This window comes from Streptomyces katrae, from assembly GCF_000717655.1.
Taxonomy (GTDB): Bacteria; Actinomycetota; Actinomycetes; order Streptomycetales; family Streptomycetaceae; genus Streptomyces; species Streptomyces katrae_B.
Genome location: NZ_JNZY01000003.1, coordinates 171193 through 186298 on the forward strand (window position 1 = coordinate 171193; position 15106 = coordinate 186298).

At 70.0% G+C, this 15106-nt stretch carries 16 protein-coding genes and 1 riboswitch; of the genes, 8 read left to right on the forward strand and 8 right to left on the reverse strand.

Going from position 1 to position 15106, the window contains the following annotated elements; all coding sequences use genetic code 11:
* Positions 1-11 precede the first annotated feature (11 nt).
* Both IF09_RS0105780 and thiC read right to left on the reverse strand, forming a co-directional pair.
* Positions 12-1064, reverse strand: a complete 1053-nt coding sequence (locus tag IF09_RS0105780) for an aldo/keto reductase (protein WP_030292554.1) — start codon at positions 1062-1064, stop codon at positions 12-14.
* 120 nt (positions 1065-1184) lie between these two features.
* The gene (gene thiC / locus IF09_RS0105785; RefSeq protein WP_030292556.1) at positions 1185-2972 is read right to left on the reverse strand and encodes a phosphomethylpyrimidine synthase ThiC; all 1788 of its coding nucleotides are present in this window, start codon (positions 2970-2972) and stop codon (positions 1185-1187) included.
* A riboswitch (TPP riboswitch) is annotated at positions 2967-3112 on the reverse strand. Its footprint overlaps the gene before it by 6 nt.
* A 72-nt stretch (positions 3113-3184) precedes the next feature.
* Here thiC and IF09_RS0105790 point away from each other — a divergent pair.
* Positions 3185-4594 carry a YibE/F family protein gene (locus tag IF09_RS0105790; protein WP_078613067.1) on the forward strand — a complete coding sequence of 470 codons (1410 nt, stop codon included), beginning with the start codon at positions 3185-3187 and terminating at the stop codon, positions 4592-4594.
* Positions 4595-4650: 56 nt separating this feature from the next.
* Here IF09_RS0105790 and IF09_RS0105795 read toward each other — a convergent pair whose 3' ends face one another.
* From IF09_RS0105795 to IF09_RS0105810, 4 genes are all read right to left on the reverse strand, one after another.
* Positions 4651-5100 carry an SsgA family sporulation/cell division regulator gene (locus tag IF09_RS0105795; protein WP_030292568.1) on the reverse strand — a complete coding sequence of 150 codons (450 nt, stop codon included), beginning with the start codon at positions 5098-5100 and terminating at the stop codon, positions 4651-4653.
* A gap of 97 nt (positions 5101-5197) precedes the next feature.
* On the reverse strand, positions 5198-5968 hold the full coding sequence (locus tag IF09_RS0105800) for a helix-turn-helix domain-containing protein (protein ID WP_078613068.1): 771 nt from the start codon (positions 5966-5968) through the stop codon (positions 5198-5200).
* A 250-nt stretch (positions 5969-6218) separates the two neighbouring features.
* Positions 6219-6446 carry a DUF5326 family protein gene (locus IF09_RS0105805; protein WP_030292572.1) on the reverse strand — a complete coding sequence of 76 codons (228 nt, stop codon included), beginning with the start codon at positions 6444-6446 and terminating at the stop codon, positions 6219-6221.
* Between the two features lie 145 nt (positions 6447-6591).
* The gene (locus IF09_RS0105810) at positions 6592-6909 is read right to left on the reverse strand and encodes a cupin domain-containing protein (RefSeq protein ID WP_030292574.1); all 318 of its coding nucleotides are present in this window, start codon (positions 6907-6909) and stop codon (positions 6592-6594) included.
* Positions 6910-6998: 89 nt separating this feature from the next.
* Between IF09_RS0105810 and IF09_RS0105815 the strand changes: the two genes are divergently transcribed.
* From IF09_RS0105815 to IF09_RS0105830, 4 genes are all read left to right on the forward strand, one after another.
* Complete coding sequence (locus IF09_RS0105815) at positions 6999-7379, forward strand: phage holin family protein (RefSeq protein WP_030292576.1); 381 nt, start codon at positions 6999-7001, stop codon at positions 7377-7379.
* An 80-nt stretch (positions 7380-7459) separates the two neighbouring features.
* Positions 7460-8656 carry a cystathionine gamma-lyase gene (locus tag IF09_RS0105820; RefSeq protein ID WP_030292578.1) on the forward strand — a complete coding sequence of 399 codons (1197 nt, stop codon included), beginning with the start codon at positions 7460-7462 and terminating at the stop codon, positions 8654-8656.
* A gap of 178 nt (positions 8657-8834) precedes the next feature.
* A complete protein-coding gene (locus tag IF09_RS0105825) occupies positions 8835-9740 on the forward strand; it encodes a LysR family transcriptional regulator (protein WP_030292584.1) in 906 nt (301 codons plus the stop codon).
* Between the two features lie 74 nt (positions 9741-9814).
* Positions 9815-10294: an NUDIX domain-containing protein gene (locus tag IF09_RS0105830; RefSeq protein WP_030292585.1), complete on the forward strand. Its 480-nt coding sequence runs from the start codon at positions 9815-9817 to the stop codon at positions 10292-10294.
* Between the two features lie 29 nt (positions 10295-10323).
* On the opposite strand, the gene IF09_RS0105835 is transcribed toward IF09_RS0105830, so the two are convergent.
* Both IF09_RS0105835 and IF09_RS0105840 read right to left on the reverse strand, forming a co-directional pair.
* Positions 10324-11508 carry a globin domain-containing protein gene (locus IF09_RS0105835; protein ID WP_030292587.1) on the reverse strand — a complete coding sequence of 395 codons (1185 nt, stop codon included), beginning with the start codon at positions 11506-11508 and terminating at the stop codon, positions 10324-10326.
* Between the two features lie 139 nt (positions 11509-11647).
* The gene (locus IF09_RS0105840; RefSeq protein ID WP_030292589.1) at positions 11648-12298 is read right to left on the reverse strand and encodes an HAD family hydrolase; all 651 of its coding nucleotides are present in this window, start codon (positions 12296-12298) and stop codon (positions 11648-11650) included.
* A gap of 203 nt (positions 12299-12501) precedes the next feature.
* Between IF09_RS0105840 and IF09_RS0105845 the strand changes: the two genes are divergently transcribed.
* Genes IF09_RS0105845 through IF09_RS0105855 form a run of 3 tightly spaced genes read left to right on the forward strand, consistent with a single transcriptional unit; the run spans position 12502 to position 15101 of the window.
* On the forward strand, positions 12502-13395 hold the full coding sequence (locus IF09_RS0105845) for a GNAT family N-acetyltransferase (protein ID WP_030292590.1): 894 nt from the start codon (positions 12502-12504) through the stop codon (positions 13393-13395).
* Positions 13396-13409: 14 nt separating this feature from the next.
* Positions 13410-13871 carry a GNAT family N-acetyltransferase gene (locus tag IF09_RS0105850; RefSeq protein ID WP_030292592.1) on the forward strand — a complete coding sequence of 154 codons (462 nt, stop codon included), beginning with the start codon at positions 13410-13412 and terminating at the stop codon, positions 13869-13871.
* A 54-nt stretch (positions 13872-13925) separates the two neighbouring features.
* Entirely contained in the window at positions 13926-15101 is a 1176-nt protein-coding gene (locus IF09_RS0105855; RefSeq protein WP_030292594.1) for a winged helix DNA-binding domain-containing protein, read from the forward strand.
* Positions 15102-15106 lie beyond the last annotated feature (5 nt).

A 15106-nucleotide genomic window follows, 5' to 3' on the forward strand; every position in this document is an offset into this window, starting at 1 on the left:
CGCGCTGTACGCTACTGGCCCGCCGACCGGTCCCCCGGGACACGCCGCCGCTGCGCGGTGTCGGTCAGAGCCGTCGGGCGCCACACGCCGTCCGGCTGGTAGAGGTTCGTCCCCGGCGGCACGATCTCGTCGATCCGGTCGAGTGCCGCGTCGTCGAGGACCAGTCCGGCACCCTGGACCAGCGAGTTCAGCTGGTCCATGGTCCGCGGGCCGATGATCACCGAGGTGACTGCGGGATGCGCGACCGGGAAGGCGACCGCCAGCTCGGGCAGCGTGCAGCCGATGCCGTCGGCGAGCTCGAGGAGCTGTTCCACGGCCTCGAGCTTCGCGACGTTGCCGGGGATAGCCGGGTCGAAGCGCGCGGGCGTCAGCGCCGCCCTCCCCGAGCTCATGTCGACGGGCCCGCCGAGCCTGTACTTTCCGGTCAGGAAGCCGGAGGCGAGCGGACTCCAGGTCAGTACGCCCATCCCGTACCGCCGGGCGACCGGGAGTACGGAGGCCTCCACCCCGCGCGCGAGGATCGAGTACGGAGGCTGCTCCGTCCGGAACCGCGGAAGAGCCCGCCGCTCGGCGACGTGCTGCGCCTCGACGATCTCCTCGGCGGGGAAGGTGGAGCAGCCGAAGGCACGGATCTTGCCCGCCCGCACCAGGTCTCCGAGGACCGAGAGAGTCTCCTCGACGTCCGTCGAGTGGTCGGGCCGGTGCACTTGGTAGAGGTCGATCCAGTCGGTGTCCAGCCGCCGCAAACTGTCCTCGACGGCCTGCACGATCCACCGCCGCGAGTTCCCGCTGCGGTTGCGTCCCTGCCCCATCTGAAAGTGGACCTTGGTGGCGAGCACCACGTCGTCGCGCCGCCCCTTGAGCGCCTTGCCGACGATCTCCTCGGACTCCCCTGCGGAGTACATGTCCGCGGTGTCGACGAAGTTGATGCCCTGATCGAGCGCGGCATGGATGATCCGGGCGCACTCGTCGTGGTCCGGGTTCCCCACCGATCCGAACATCATCGTGCCGAGGCAGTGCGCGCTGACCTCTATGCCGGTCCCGCCCAGACTGCGATATCTCATGGTCATGGGGCCGCACTGTAGGAGTTGGAGTGCACTCCAGCGCAAGCAATTCCGTCCCGGGGACGTTGCTCTGGGGAGTCCCCTCCTCCTCCCCAGAGCAGCGCCACCACGGCGGTCGGGTCAGTCCGCCAGCGGGAGGTAGACCCGGTTGCCGCTCGCCGCGAACTCGGCGGACTTCTCCGCCATGCCCGCCTCGATCTCATCGGCCTTCAGGTCTCCGCCGTGCTCACGGCGGATGTCCTGGGAGATCTTCATCGAGCAGAACTTCGGACCGCACATGGAGCAGAAGTGCGCGGTCTTGGCCGGCTCGGCGGGGAGCGTCTCGTCGTGGAACTCGCGGGCCGTGTCCGGGTCGAGGGCCAGGTTGAACTGGTCCTCCCAGCGGAACTCGAACCGCGCGTCCGACAGGGCGTCGTCCCACTCCTGGGCGCCCGGGTGGCCCTTGGCCAGGTCCGCCGCGTGGGCGGCGATCTTGTATGTGATGACGCCGGTCTTCACGTCGTCACGGTTGGGCAGGCCCAGGTGCTCCTTCGGCGTGACGTAGCAGAGCATCGCGGTGCCCCACCAGGCGATCATCGCGGCGCCGATGCCCGACGTGATGTGGTCGTACGCCGGGGCGACGTCCGTGGTCAGCGGGCCGAGCGTGTAGAACGGCGCCTCCTCGCAGATCTCCTGCTGGAGGTCGATGTTCTCCTTGATCTTGTGCATCGGGACGTGGCCCGGGCCCTCGATCATGGTCTGCACATTGTGCCGCTTGGCGATCGTGTTCAGCTCGCCCAGCGTCTTGAGTTCCGCGAACTGCGCCGCGTCGTTGGCGTCCGCGATGGACCCGGGGCGCAGGCCGTCGCCCAGCGAGTACGTGACGTCGTACGTCGCGAGGATCTCGCAGAGCTCCTCGAAGTTCGTGTAGAGGAAGTTCTCCTTGTGGTGCGCCAGGCACCACGCGGCCATGATGGAGCCGCCGCGCGAGACGATTCCGGTCTTGCGGCGGGCGGTCAGCGGCACGTACGGCAGCAGCACGCCGGCGTGGACCGTCATGTAGTCGACGCCCTGCTCGGCCTGCTCGATGACCGTGTCCTTGTAGATCTCCCAGGTCAGGTCCTCGGCGCGGCCGTCGACCTTCTCGAGCGCCTGGTACAGCGGCACGGTGCCGATCGGCACGGGGGAGTTGCGCAGCACCCACTCGCGGGTGGTGTGGATGTTGCGGCCGGTCGAGAGGTCCATGACCGTGTCGGCGCCCCACTTGGTCGCCCAGGTCATCTTGTCGACCTCCTCCTCGATGGAGGAGGTGACAGCGGAGTTGCCGATGTTGGCGTTGACCTTCACCAGGAACCGCTTGCCGATGATCATCGGCTCGATCTCCGGGTGGTTCACGTTCGCGGGAAGTACCGCGCGGCCTGCGGCGATCTCCTCGCGGACGACCTCGGGGGAGACGTTCTCGCGGATCGCGACGTACTCCATCTCCGGGGTGATCTCACCGCGGCGGGCATACGCGAGCTGCGTGACGGCGGCGCCGTCACGGCCCCGGCGGGGCTGGCGGGGGCGGCCCGGGAAGACCGCGTCGAGGTTCTTCAGACCACCGCGCGGCGAGGTGTGCTTGATGCCGTCGTCCTCGGGGCGCACGGGACGGCCCGCGTACTCCTCGGTGTCGCCGCGGCCGATGATCCAGTTCTCGCGCAGCGGCGGCAGGCCGCGACGCACGTCGGTCTCGATCTGCGGGTCGGTGTACGGCCCGGACGTGTCGTAGAGCGTCACGTCCTTGCCGTTGGTGAGGTGGACCTGGCGGACCGGCACCCGGATGTCGGGGCGGGAGCCCGCCACGTAGCCCTTGTGCCAGCCCGGCTGGCGCTCGGTCTGGCCGTCGGCGTCCTGGCTGACGGCAGGCGTGCGTGCGTCCTGAATGGTCATGAGACCTGATCTCCCTACGCCGGCATTACCCGGTAACAGGTTCGGCGGTCGACGCAGCCTCTTCCCGTACGCATGTGTACTGCGCGTACGGTGATCAGCGCCCTCTCAGCCCGGTGCTCCGAGCTCCCGCGTTGTGCAAAGGTGCCCCCACGCTAGCGTCATCTGTGGCGTGCTGAACAGTGGGCCCCCTCAACTCTTGCGATGATCTGCCAGTGACGTCCTCGCCGCAGCCTCCCTCCGAACCCCACGACCCCACGGGTCACACCGACCACGCACACGTGGACCCCGGGCATGATCACCGCCCATCCCACGGCCCTGCCGAGGGCCACTCCCATGGTCATTCCCACAGCCACGGGCCGGCGGCACCCGTCTCGAAGCACCTGCGCAAGGTCATCGCGGCCGTACTGATCCCCTTCGCCGTCGCCGTCTTCGCCGGCATGGTGGTGCTCTGGCCGGGCGGCGCCCCCGCCCACGAGCGCTCCGGGGTGGGCTTCGACCGGCAGACCCAGCAGGGCCGGGTCGTCGCGCTGGAACAGGTCGACTGCAAATCCGTGAACGCCTCGCAGGTGCCGCCCACCGGCGACGTCTCCACCCCGGAGGGCCGCGAGGCCCAGGCCGCGCAGACCGGCGAGTGCAAGAAGGCCACCATCGAGGTCGGCACCGGATCCGACAAGGGCCGCACCTTCTTCGAGATCGTCCAGCCGGGTGCCCCACGGCAGTTGGAGAACGGCCAGGAGGTGGTCGTCGCGTACGCGCCGGACGCACCCCGGGATCTCCAGTACTCCGTGATCGACGTGAACCGCAAGCTGCCGTTGGCGGTGCTGGCCGGGCTCTTCGCTGTGGCGGTGGTCGTCGTCGGCCGGATGCGCGGCGTGTTCGCGCTGATCGCGCTGGTCGTCAGCTTCGGCGTGCTGACGCTGTTCATCCTCCCGGCGATCCTGCAGGGCTCGAACCCGCTGCTCGTTGCCGTCATCGGCGCCAGCGCCATCATGCTCATCGCGCTGTACATGTGCCACGGACTGAGCGCCCGTACCTCCGTCGCCGTCCTGGGCACGCTCGTCTCGCTGCTGCTGATCGGGCTGCTGGGCTCGGTGTTCGTCGACTGGGCGTTCCTGAGCGGCAACACCGACGACAACACCGGTCTGATCCACGGGCTCTACCCGGACATCGACATGAGCGGCCTGCTGCTTGCAGGCGTGATCATCGGATCTCTGGGGGTGCTCGACGATGTGACGGTCACCCAGACCTCGGCGGTCTGGGAACTCCACCAGGCCGACCCGTCGATGGGGTCCCGCGCCCTGTACCGTGCGGCCATCCGGATCGGCCGCGACCACATCGCATCGGTGGTCAACACCCTGGTACTGGCTTACGCGGGCGCGGCGCTGCCCCTGCTGCTGCTGTTCTCGATCGCGAACAGCAGCATGGGTTCGGTGGCCAACAGCGAGCTGGTCGCGGAGGAGATCGTACGGACACTCGTCGGGTCGATCGGCCTGGTGGCCTCGGTCCCGGTGACAACGGCGCTTGCCGCGCTGGTGGTTTCTGCCGACCGGCCGGGATCCCCGGCCGGAGCGGCGGCCTCTGGGCCGGTCCGCAGGGGCCGGGGACGGCGGCGCAAGAGCTGAGAAGACCCGGGTGGCTCGGGGGCCCGGGGCGGCTCGGCTTGTCCGGTCCGGTCCCGTCAGCCCGCGTTCTGCTCGTTCTGCCGGGACTCGGCCAGGATCCTGTCCAGCGCTTCGTCGAGGTTGCCCTCGAAGTCGCCGAGGTTGCGCTCCTGACCGAGCGGAACAAGCCGGTCGGTGCGGTCGAGGAACGCCACGAGCGGCGCGGCTCCGGCGCGGAACAGGGCCCGGTCGCAGCCGACCTGGAGCCGGATGTGGACATCGGACAGCTCCTCCGGGTCGGTGGGGGCGATGTGCACGTCGCCGTCACCGCACGGCTTGTTGATGCCGTCGAGGAGGAGTTCCCGGCCGAACGCCCAGGTCACGGGCGCGTCTCCGGGAAGGTGGAACGTCAGGCGCACCGCGTAGGGGTCACGGGTGTCGTACCGGAGTTCCACCGGGATCCGGAACGAGAGCTCCTCGGAAACGAGGAAGCTCATCATGACCTCTGCCTGTACCGACTCGCGCATTGACTACCCCGCTGTAGTGGAAGTGGCCAGGAATGATCCCCCAGGGCCCTCTTGACAAGGGTGGTGGACGCGCTTGCAGATCACAAGGAGTGAGTTTTCAGATACTGATAGAGAACGAGAGGGTGCTCAACAGCGCGCCTACTTCACTCCGTAGCCGATCGACCACATACAGCAATTGTCCCTCCTGGTGCAAAGGGAGCGAAATCGCCATGGTTGCGGCAGTATCGCCGGCAGTGATGGGGATGGCTGCACACACCGTGCCCAGCGCGTATTCCTGACGCTCCGTAACCGCCTGCATGCGACCGAGGGACGCGATCCGGTCTTCCAGGGCGCGCTGGTCGCGAACGGTGTACCGGGTGACGGCCTCGACCGGATGCCGGTCGTAGTAGTCCTCGCGCGTCTCCTCGTCGAGCTGGGCCAGCAGGCACTGTCCGATGGCGTGCGCGTGCCCGGTCGCACGGAAATCGGCCCATTCCTCGACGGCAGGGCTGGCCGGGGTGTCCGAAACGCCCACGAGCTCGATCTCACCGTCGCGGAACACCGCGAAGTAGACGGGGGCCCCGACCGCGTCGCGGAAGTGCGCGAGGGAGTCGAGGATCATGCTGCGACGTTTCTGCTGCAGTCCGCCGCCCGCGAGCCGGCCTGCGGCGGCGCCGAGAACGAACACTCCACCCTCGCGCCGCAGATAGCCCTCGTGGGTGAGGGTGCGCAGCAGGTGGTACGCGGTGGGGAGCGGGAGCCCGGCCTCGCGCGCCAGTTGTTTAGCCGGGGCTCCCTCGCTGTGGGAGCCCACTGCTTCGAGCAGTCTCAACGCTCGCTGCACCGAACCGATCAGCGTTGGCACACCGGCATTGTGAACCGAAGACAAAGCTCGCCCCCAGGCGTGGCGGCGGGCCTTGGGAGGGCCAGCCCTGCAGGGGCCGCCCCGCACATGCCGTGACACCTGGAGGTCGCGCTCGGCTTGTAGTGGAGATTGCCGCAGGTCAGGGCCGCGCTACCAGCTTTCGGCCCAGGGGAACGGCACAGATTGCCACCCTATCCGCCGATTCCCGCGGTGTGAGCGGTTTGCCACCTCACGTTCCCCCGCCTGGGTTAATCCCCGGGCTTGACCCCGGGGCCTACCAGTCGCCGGACGAGGGCTTCGTACCGCTGCCGCTGAACTTCTTCACGAGGAAGACCAGGCCGCCGACGAGGCCGACGAAGAGCAGCAGCTTGAACGCGAACCCGATCAGGGCACCGAGGATGCTCGTGATGACGCCACCGAAGACGAAGAGCACCAGAAGCGGGATCGCGACCCACTTAACCCACCAGGGCATGCCTGCGAATGTCTCTCGGATGCCGTCCATGTCCTCAACCTCTTCCTGAGCCGTGACTTCCTGCTCTCGATGCTAGGAGGCCGCGGAGGCGCCCGGGGGCCAGCGAGCCCCCGGAGTCCCCTGATCCGCCCCCTAGGGGGACCAGGGATCCGACCCTCGCTCCGGGTTCTGCCGGCTATGCCTCCGGCGGGGAGAACACCACCAGTACCCGCAGGTCCTCGCTGATGTGGTGGAACTTGTGCACCACCCCGGCCGGGACGTAGACGACGCTGCCGCGGGCCACCGTCGTCGTCTCCTCCCCGACGGTGATCGAGGCACGGCCGCTCACGACGAAGTACACCTCGTCCTGCCGGTGCGGCTGCTGCGGGTCGCTCTGCCCGGCGTCCAGCGCGTACAGCCCGACCGACATGTTCCGTTCGCGCAGGAACTGCAGATAGGCGCCGTCGTTCGCGAGCCGCTCCGCCTCGAGCTCGTCCAGCCGGAAGGCCTTCATCTTCGTTGTGCCCCTTGCTCTCTCGCGTTCCCTGGCATCCGCTGATCTGCTGATGTCCCACCGGGATCTTCTCTGCCACGATCAGACACATGACGAATTTCGTAGTCAAGACGCTCGCGAACGCCGCAGCCCTGGCCGTCGCCATCTGGCTGCTCTCCGGCATCACGCTCGACGACCACAGTTCCCTGGGCCGCAGGACCCTCGCGCTGATCCTGGTCGCACTGGTCTTCGGCCTGGTGAACATCATCGTCAAACCCGTGGTGAAGTTCTTCTCGCTGCCGCTGTTCGTTCTCACTCTGGGACTGTTCACCCTCGTCGTGAACGCCCTGATGCTGCTGCTGACCTCTTGGCTTGCCACGCAGCTCGACCTCAGCTTCCACGTCGACAACTTCTGGACCGCGCTCGTCGGCGGCCTGATCATCTCCGTCGTCTCCTGGGCCGTGAACATGGCTCTGCCCGACAAGAACTGAGCCGGACTCGACGCTCTCGTCGAAGCGGCGAGTGCGGGCCTGCCGGACGCCGTACGTGAGGCAGTGAAGGAGCACACCGCGTGAACGACCAGGGCAACAAGGCCAACCAGGCAGCATCAGCAGCGGCCGGCGGAGCCGCCCGGGCGGACGGGCCGGGCGACGGCACCCGGGCCGTGCGGGCCGGGCTGCCCGAGCCGGTCAAGAACGAACCGCCCCTGCCCGGACCCGTCTTCGCCGCCCACTTCCACCTCCCCGGCGACGTGGCGGGCCCGTATACCTACGGCCGCGACACCAACCCGACCTGGACCCTGCTGGAACGGGCCATCGGGGAACTCGAAGCCCCCGGCCAGGACGGCGTGGACACCATCGTCTTCGCGTCCGGCATGGCCGCGGTCTCCGCCGTCCTGCTCTCCCAGGCCCGCACCGGGGACACCGTCGTCCTGCCCGACGACGGATACCAGGCGCTGCCGCTGGTCCGCGAGCAGCTGGAGGCGTACGGGATCCACGTCCGCACCGCGGCGACCGGCGACGACGGGCAGCTCGCCGTCCTCGCCGGGGCCAGGCTGCTGTGGATCGAGACCCCCTCCAACCCCGGGCTCGACGTGTGCGACGTACGACGTCTGGTCGAGGCCGCGCACGCGGGCGGCACCCTCGTGGCCGTCGACAACACCCTCGCCACCCCGCTCGGCCAGCGCCCCCTGGAACTCGGCGCGGACTTCTCCGTCGCCAGCGGCACCAAGGGCCTCACCGGCCACGGCGACCTCCTGCTCGGCTACGTCGTCTGCCGCGACCCGCAGCTCGCGGCCGCCGTCCGGCGCTGGCGCAAGATCGTCGGTGCGATCCCCGGCCCGATGGAGGCCTGGCTCGCCCACCGCTCCCTGGCCACCATCCAGCTGCGCACTCACCGCCAGTGGGCCAACGCGCTGGCCGTCGCCGAGGCGCTGGCCGACCGTACGGACGTGACCGGGCTGCGCTACCCGGGGCTGCCCGCGGATCCGTCGCACAAGACGGCCGCCCGGCAGATGCGGGGCTTCGGATCCGTCGTCTCCTTCACCCTGCCGGACCGCGCGCACGCCGAACGCTTCATGACGGCCTTGCACCTGGTCGAGGACGCCACCAGCTTCGGCGGCGTACGGTCCACGGCGGAGCGGCGCGGACGGTGGGGCGGCGACCCCGTCCCGGAGGGGTTCATCCGCCTGTCCGCCGGGGCCGAGGACACCGGGGACCTGGTCGCGGACGTGCTGCGCGCCCTCGACGCCGCGGGCGACGGCGCCTGAACTGGCGCAGACATGGAGCGGTCCGAGCCTCCCCCCTAGTGGCTCGGACCGCCCGGGTTCTGCGCGCGAAGAACCACGTGCTCAAGGCTAGTTGACCCAGCGTCAGAGTCCAATCACGGTAACGACAGGGGCCTATCGGCATATTTATAGTTGAAGGCCCCCACCGAGAGGGGCCTTCATGGACCTGGCCCTGCTGCGCACCTTCGTCGCCGTGCACCGGGCGGGCTCGTTCACCCGGGCCGCCACGCTGCTCGGGCTGTCCCAGCCCGCCGTCACGTCCCAGATCCGCACTCTCGAACGCCAGCTGGGCCGACCGCTGTTCCACCGCAGGGCCCGCGGGGTCACCCCCACCGCCGTCGGCGACGAACTCGCCCACAAAGCCGCCCCGCACCTCGACGCCCTGCTGCGGATCACCGAGGCGGAACGGGAGGCCGCCGGTGCGCTGCGCACCCTGCACCTCGCCGGTCCCCCCGAATTCCTGTGCCTGCGCGTCCTGCCCGCCCTCGCACCGCTCGTCGGCCAGGGCCACACCCTGCGCACCGTCCTGCAGACCGGCGCCGAGGAGGCCCTCGACGGGCTCGCCGCCGGGCACCACGACCTCGTCGTCACCACAGCCCGGCCACGCGGCGGGCTGTTCAGTGCGACCGCCCTGTGCGACGAGGAGCACGTCCTGGTCGCCGCGCCCTACTGGGCCGCCCTCGTCGATCCGGACCGGCTGCGCGAGACCGGACCCGCCGCCCTCGACGGCATTCCGCTCGTCGAGGTCCACGAGACCCTGCCGCTCGTCGCCCGCTACTGGGCCGCGGTCTTCGAGACCCGCCCCGGGACCCGGCCCGATGCCGCCACCGTCGTCGTCCCGGATCTCAGGGCGGTGCTGGAATGCGTCCGGGCCGGCGCCGGCCTCGCCGTCCTGCCTCGGTACCTGTGCCAGGACGCCCTGGACCGCGGGCAGATCGTCGCCCTGCTCGAGCCGCCCGTACCGCCGCTGCGCACCTGGTTCCTCGTCGTACGGGCCGGCAGCCTCTCCCTCGCCCACCTCGCCCGTGCGCACGACCGGCTGCTGCGCGCCGCCGCGCACTGGTGAGCCTCCGCTTCCGGCGTGCAGCGCGTTTCGCCGACACGCGTTTCAGACACCGCAGTCTGGGCCACTCTTCTCCCATGACCGAACGTCCCGTGGTCAAACGCACCGCCCGCGCGATCCTGCTCGACGGTGACGACCTGATCCTCATCAAACGCACCAAGCCCGGCGTCGACCCGTACTGGCTCACCCCCGGCGGGGGAGTGGAGTCCTCGGACGCCACCGTCGTCGACGCCCTCCACCGAGAGATCCACGAGGAACTCGGCGCGAAGATCACCGATGTGGTGCCCTGCTTCGTCGACACCGTCGAGCACATCGCCGACGGCGGAGTGACCGGCGTGAAGGTGCAGCACTTCTTCGTCTGCCACCTCGAATCCATGGACCCCAGCCAGCGGCACGGCCCCGAAGTCGACGAGCCGGCAGGCGAGTACGAGATCGTCCGCGTGCCCTTCAGCCGTGTCGGCATCGCCGCCGTCCATCTCGTCCCGCTGTCCCTGCGTCACTACCTCGACGGCAACATCGAGGGCGTACGCGCCATGCACGCCCCCGACCTGGGCTGACCTCGACCCGGGCCGTTTCGGCCCGGGCCTCAGCCGGCCGCGCCCACCAGCTCCTCGAGCGCGTCGAAGCGGATCCGGTCCCCGGGGATCCCGATCCGCTTGAGCTCGTCCACACCGCTGCGGATCATCGCGGGCGGCCCCGAGATGAACGCGTCGTACGAACTCCAGGGCCCGTGCTCACCGACCGCCTGCGGCAGCTGCCCCGCCAGGCCCTCGCAGACGACCGGGCGCACCGAAAGCCACGGATGCGAGCGCTGCAGCCCCAGCAGGGTGTCCTTGTCGTACAGGTCGCCGTCGCTGCGCGCCCCGAAGAACACCTCCACCGGGCGGCGCTCACCGTGCTCCGCCACATCCTCGATCAGCGCCTTGATCGGGGCTATGCCAGTGCCGCCGCCCAGGCACAGCATCCCGTTGTCGGTGGTGTGGTCCACCACCATCGACCCGGCCGGCGGCCCCAGCCGCAGCACGTCGCCGGGCCGGGCGTGCCGCACCAGCGCGTTGGACACCCAGCCCGCCGGAACGGCCTTGACGTGGAAGGACAGCAGTCCGTCGGCACGCGGAGCCGAGGCGAACGAGTAGTGCCGCCACACCCGGGGCCACCACGGGGTCTCCAGGCTCGTGTACTGGCCCGCCAGGAAGGAGTAGGGCTGGTCGGGGCGGACCGTCAGCACCGCGATGTCCGGGGTGCGCAGATCGTGCGAGACCACCTCCGCATGCCACCACGCTGGGGTCTTCACCTCGTCCTCCGCCGCCGCGTCGATCATGATCTGGGACATCGCGGTGTAGGCCCGCACCCATGCGGCCTGCGCCTCCGGTCCCCAGCTGTGCTCCGCATACCGGGCCAAGGCGCCGATCAGGGCCTCACCCACCACCGGATAGTGCCCTGCCGCCGTGCCGTACTTGCGGTGCCCGGTGCCCAGTCGGCGCAGATAGGGCACGAGCACGTCCGGGTTGTCGATGTGCTCGGCTGCGGTCAGCAGCGCCTTCAGCAGCCGGTCGCGCTGTGCGTCCATGGCGGCCGGGAACATGCCCCGCACCTCCGGGTGGCCCGTGAACACCAGGGCGTAGAAGTACGAGGTCACCTTGCCGGCGATCGGTGCGATTTCCTCGAGGGTCCGGCGGATCAGTACCGCGTCCGGGGAGGGCTCGACCGCACCGCCCCCGGACGGTATCCCGGCCGTCCGTCTGGCCGATCTCGTGGGCGGAGCGTCCATGCGGTGCCTCGCTTCGAACATCTCGGTCGGTAAGCACGCCACGGCCTTCGAATCCGTGGTTCCGGGCCTCAAAGCCTGCCAGCCGCCCCAACCACTCGCGGGGAAACGCGGAAATCCGCGTTTCGAACCCACTTTCCTCCTAAGATGCTTGGACTTCCGGACGCGCCACCCCGACCAGCTGATACGCCTCTCGTAGGTCCCGGCCCTCGTAGGCGTACGTCGCCCGCTCCGCAAGGTAAGGCCGCGCGTTGACCGCCACCGACACCGAAACAGCCTCGAACAGGACCGCGTCGGTCGACGAATCCCCGTACGCCACGCAGTCGGTCCGGCTCACCCCGAACTGCGCGCAGAGCCGGTCCGCCACCGTGACCTTGCCCTCGGGCGTCAGGATCCCGGACGCGTCCACGGGCCGGGTGAAGGGCACCTCCGGGAACACCGAGCCGTGGGCGGCATGCGCGCCCCACTCCAGCAGCAGCTCCACGAAGAACGACGGCGACAGTGAGATCACCGCGCAGTAGTCCCCGCGCTCCCTGATCTCCCGCCACACCTCGCGAATCCCCGCCAGCCAGGGAGCTCCGTCGAACGCTGCCCGGACATGGGCGGGAGTCAGCGCCGCCCACAGCGCATGTGCCGCCACCGAGAATTCGTGGGGCCCGATCTCCCGTGCGCCGAACGATCGCTCCAGCTCGGCGATCTCCGCGCTCAGGCCGAGCTGTCGGGAGATCTCGACCGGCGCCGCTGAGCCGTACATCAGCGTCCCGTCGAGATCGAAAAGGTGCAGGAGGGTCATGGCAGACGAGGCTAGCCCGTTCATTTCGCCCGGGGGCGCCTCCCGGCCGTGGCCGGGACAGAAGCAGCGATGTTTCACGTGAAACATCGCCTCTTCCCACCAGACCCTTCCCACGGTGGCCCGGAGAGACAGCGGGATGTTTCACGTGAAACACGCTCCCAAATCCTCTGGACGCCCTCCATCCGATGATCCACTCTGGCCCCGTGACACCACCACACCTCACCGAACTGCCGATCCGTGCGCTGACCGTGGATGACCTCCGCCACTGCGCCGACCTGTCCGAAGACCGCGGGTGGCCGCGCGAGGACCACAAGTGGGGCCTGCTCCTCGCCGCGGGCAGCGGCTACGGCATCGATGCCCCCGACGGGCACGGGCTCGCCGCCGCCTGCATCGTCACCTCGTACGGCCACACCCATGCCGGCCCGGAACTGGCCGCCATCGGAATGGTCCTTGTCGCCGGGCGCTATGCCCGCCAGGGCCTGGGCCGGCGCCTGATGGCGTACATCTGTGACGACCTCCTCAAGGGCGTCCCACTCACCCTGCACGCCACTCCCTACGGCCGTCCCCTCTACGAGGAGCTCGGCTTCGCCACCACGGGCCGCGCGGAAATGCTCCGGGGCACGTTCCGCCACGACCCCGCGGCTCCGACTCCGGGGCAGGGCTCCGTGGCGGTCCGGCCGGCGACCGGCGAGGACATCCCGCGGATCGTCCACCTGGACACCGAGGTCTTCGGTACCGACCGGACCCACATGATCACGCGGCTTCCCGCCTTCGCAGACCGTCTGCTGGTGGCCGAGGACGGCCGGGGCAAGCTCGTCGGCTACGCCGCGATCTGGCCCAACATGGAGACCCACGTCATCGGCCCGCTGATCGCCCTCGACACGGCCGGAGCCCAGGCACTCGTCACCGCTCTCGCGGCCGTCTCCGACCGACCACTGCGCACCGACATCGACGTACGCCACGAGGAGTTCCTCACCTGGCTCAAGGAGCGGGGCCTCGACTCCGTGGCCTTCAACGCCGTCATGACCCGCGACATCCCCAGCCTCCCCGGCGACTGGACCCGCCGCTGGGCCCCGCTCACCGTGGCAGCGGGCTGAGAAGGGACATCTCCATGACCGAACCCGACCAGCCGGCCATCCGATCCGCCACCGAGGAGGACCTGCCCGCCATCGTCGCCATGCTCGCGGACGACCCCCTGGGCGCCACCCGCGAATCCCCCGACGACCTCACCCCGTACATCGAGGCGTTCAAACGCCTGGTCGGCGACCCCCACCAGCACGTGGTCGTGGCGGTCCGTGAGGGCCTCGTCGTGGGCACGCTCCAGCTCACGATCGTCCCCGGGCTCTCCCGCAAGGGCGCCACCCGCGCAATCATCGAAGGCGTCCGCGTCCACGCCGACGAACGCGGCAGCGGGCTGGGCACCCGGTTCATCCGATGGGCCGTAGAGCAGGCCCGCCGCGAGAACTGCCAGCTCGTCCAACTCACCTCGGACGTGACCCGTACCGACGCCCACCGCTTCTACGAACGGCTCGGGTTCACCGCGTCCCACGTCGGGTTCAAGCTCTCCCTCTGATCGCCCGTGCGGAAGGCCGGGCCGGCGTCGGTGGCCCGGCCTACGATCGGGAGGATGAGCCCCAGCCTCCCTCTCGTCACCACCGCCGAGCGTCGCCACCGGCTCGGACGCAGGCACCGTCTGGCTCCCTCGGCGCATGCGGCCACGGTCGCCCAGGCTGCGGACGCCGTCGTGGCACTGCACGCCACCGACGCCGCGACGGTGTTCCTCTCCGCCCGCGCCCGGCTCACGGATGGCGGGCCGGCCGCCATCGAGAAGGCGTTCTACGAGGACGTCTCCCTCGTCCGGCTGCTCAGCATGCGCAATACGCTCTTCGCCGTCTCCACGGAACTAGCCCCGTACGTGGACGCCTCGACCGCCCGGAGCATCGCCGTCAAGGAGCGCCGTACCCTCCTCAAGCATCTCGACGAGGACGGCAAGGGCCTGGATGCCGAGTGGCTGGCCCGGGCCGAGGCCGCCGCGCTCGACGCCCTCGACACCGGCGGCCCCTGCACCGGAAGCCAGCTCTCGGCGGCCGTTCCCGAACTGCGCGAGAAGATCACCATCGGCCGGGGCAAGAAGTACGAGACAAAGACCGGCGTCGCCACCCGAGTCATCCGGCTCCTGGCCGCCGACGGCCGGATCCGCCGCGACCGGCCGCGCGGATCCTGGACCTCCAGCCAGTTCCGGTGGGTGCACACCGAGCCCTGGCCCGCCGTGCCCGCAGCCGAGGCTCGCGCCGAGATCGCCCGCCGCTGGCTGCGCGCCTATGGTCCGGCCACCGAGGCGGACCTGAAGTGGTGGACGGGCTGGACGCTCACCGACGTCCGCAAGGCCCTCGCCGTCGTCGGCCCCGACCAGGTCCGTCTCGACGACGGCAGTACCGCCCTCGTCAGCCCCGGCGACACCGCGCCCGAACCCGCCCCGGAGCCCTGGGCAGCGCTGCTGCCCGGACTCGACCCGAGCGGCATGGGCTGGGCCGACCGGGGCTTCCAGCTCGACCCCGCCCACCGGTCCGCCCTTTTCGACTACGCCGGCAACATCGGCCCCACGGTCTGGTGGAACGGCGAGATCGTCGGCGGCTGGGCCCAGCGAGCGGACGGCGAGATCGTCTGGCGGATGCTGGCCGACCCCGGCCGCGCCGCAGAGGAGGCGATCACGGCCGAGGCTGCCCGCCTCGCCCGGTGGGTGGGCGACGCCCGGATCACCCCGCGCTTCCGCACCCCGCTGGAGCGCGAACTCGTCGCCTGAGCCTG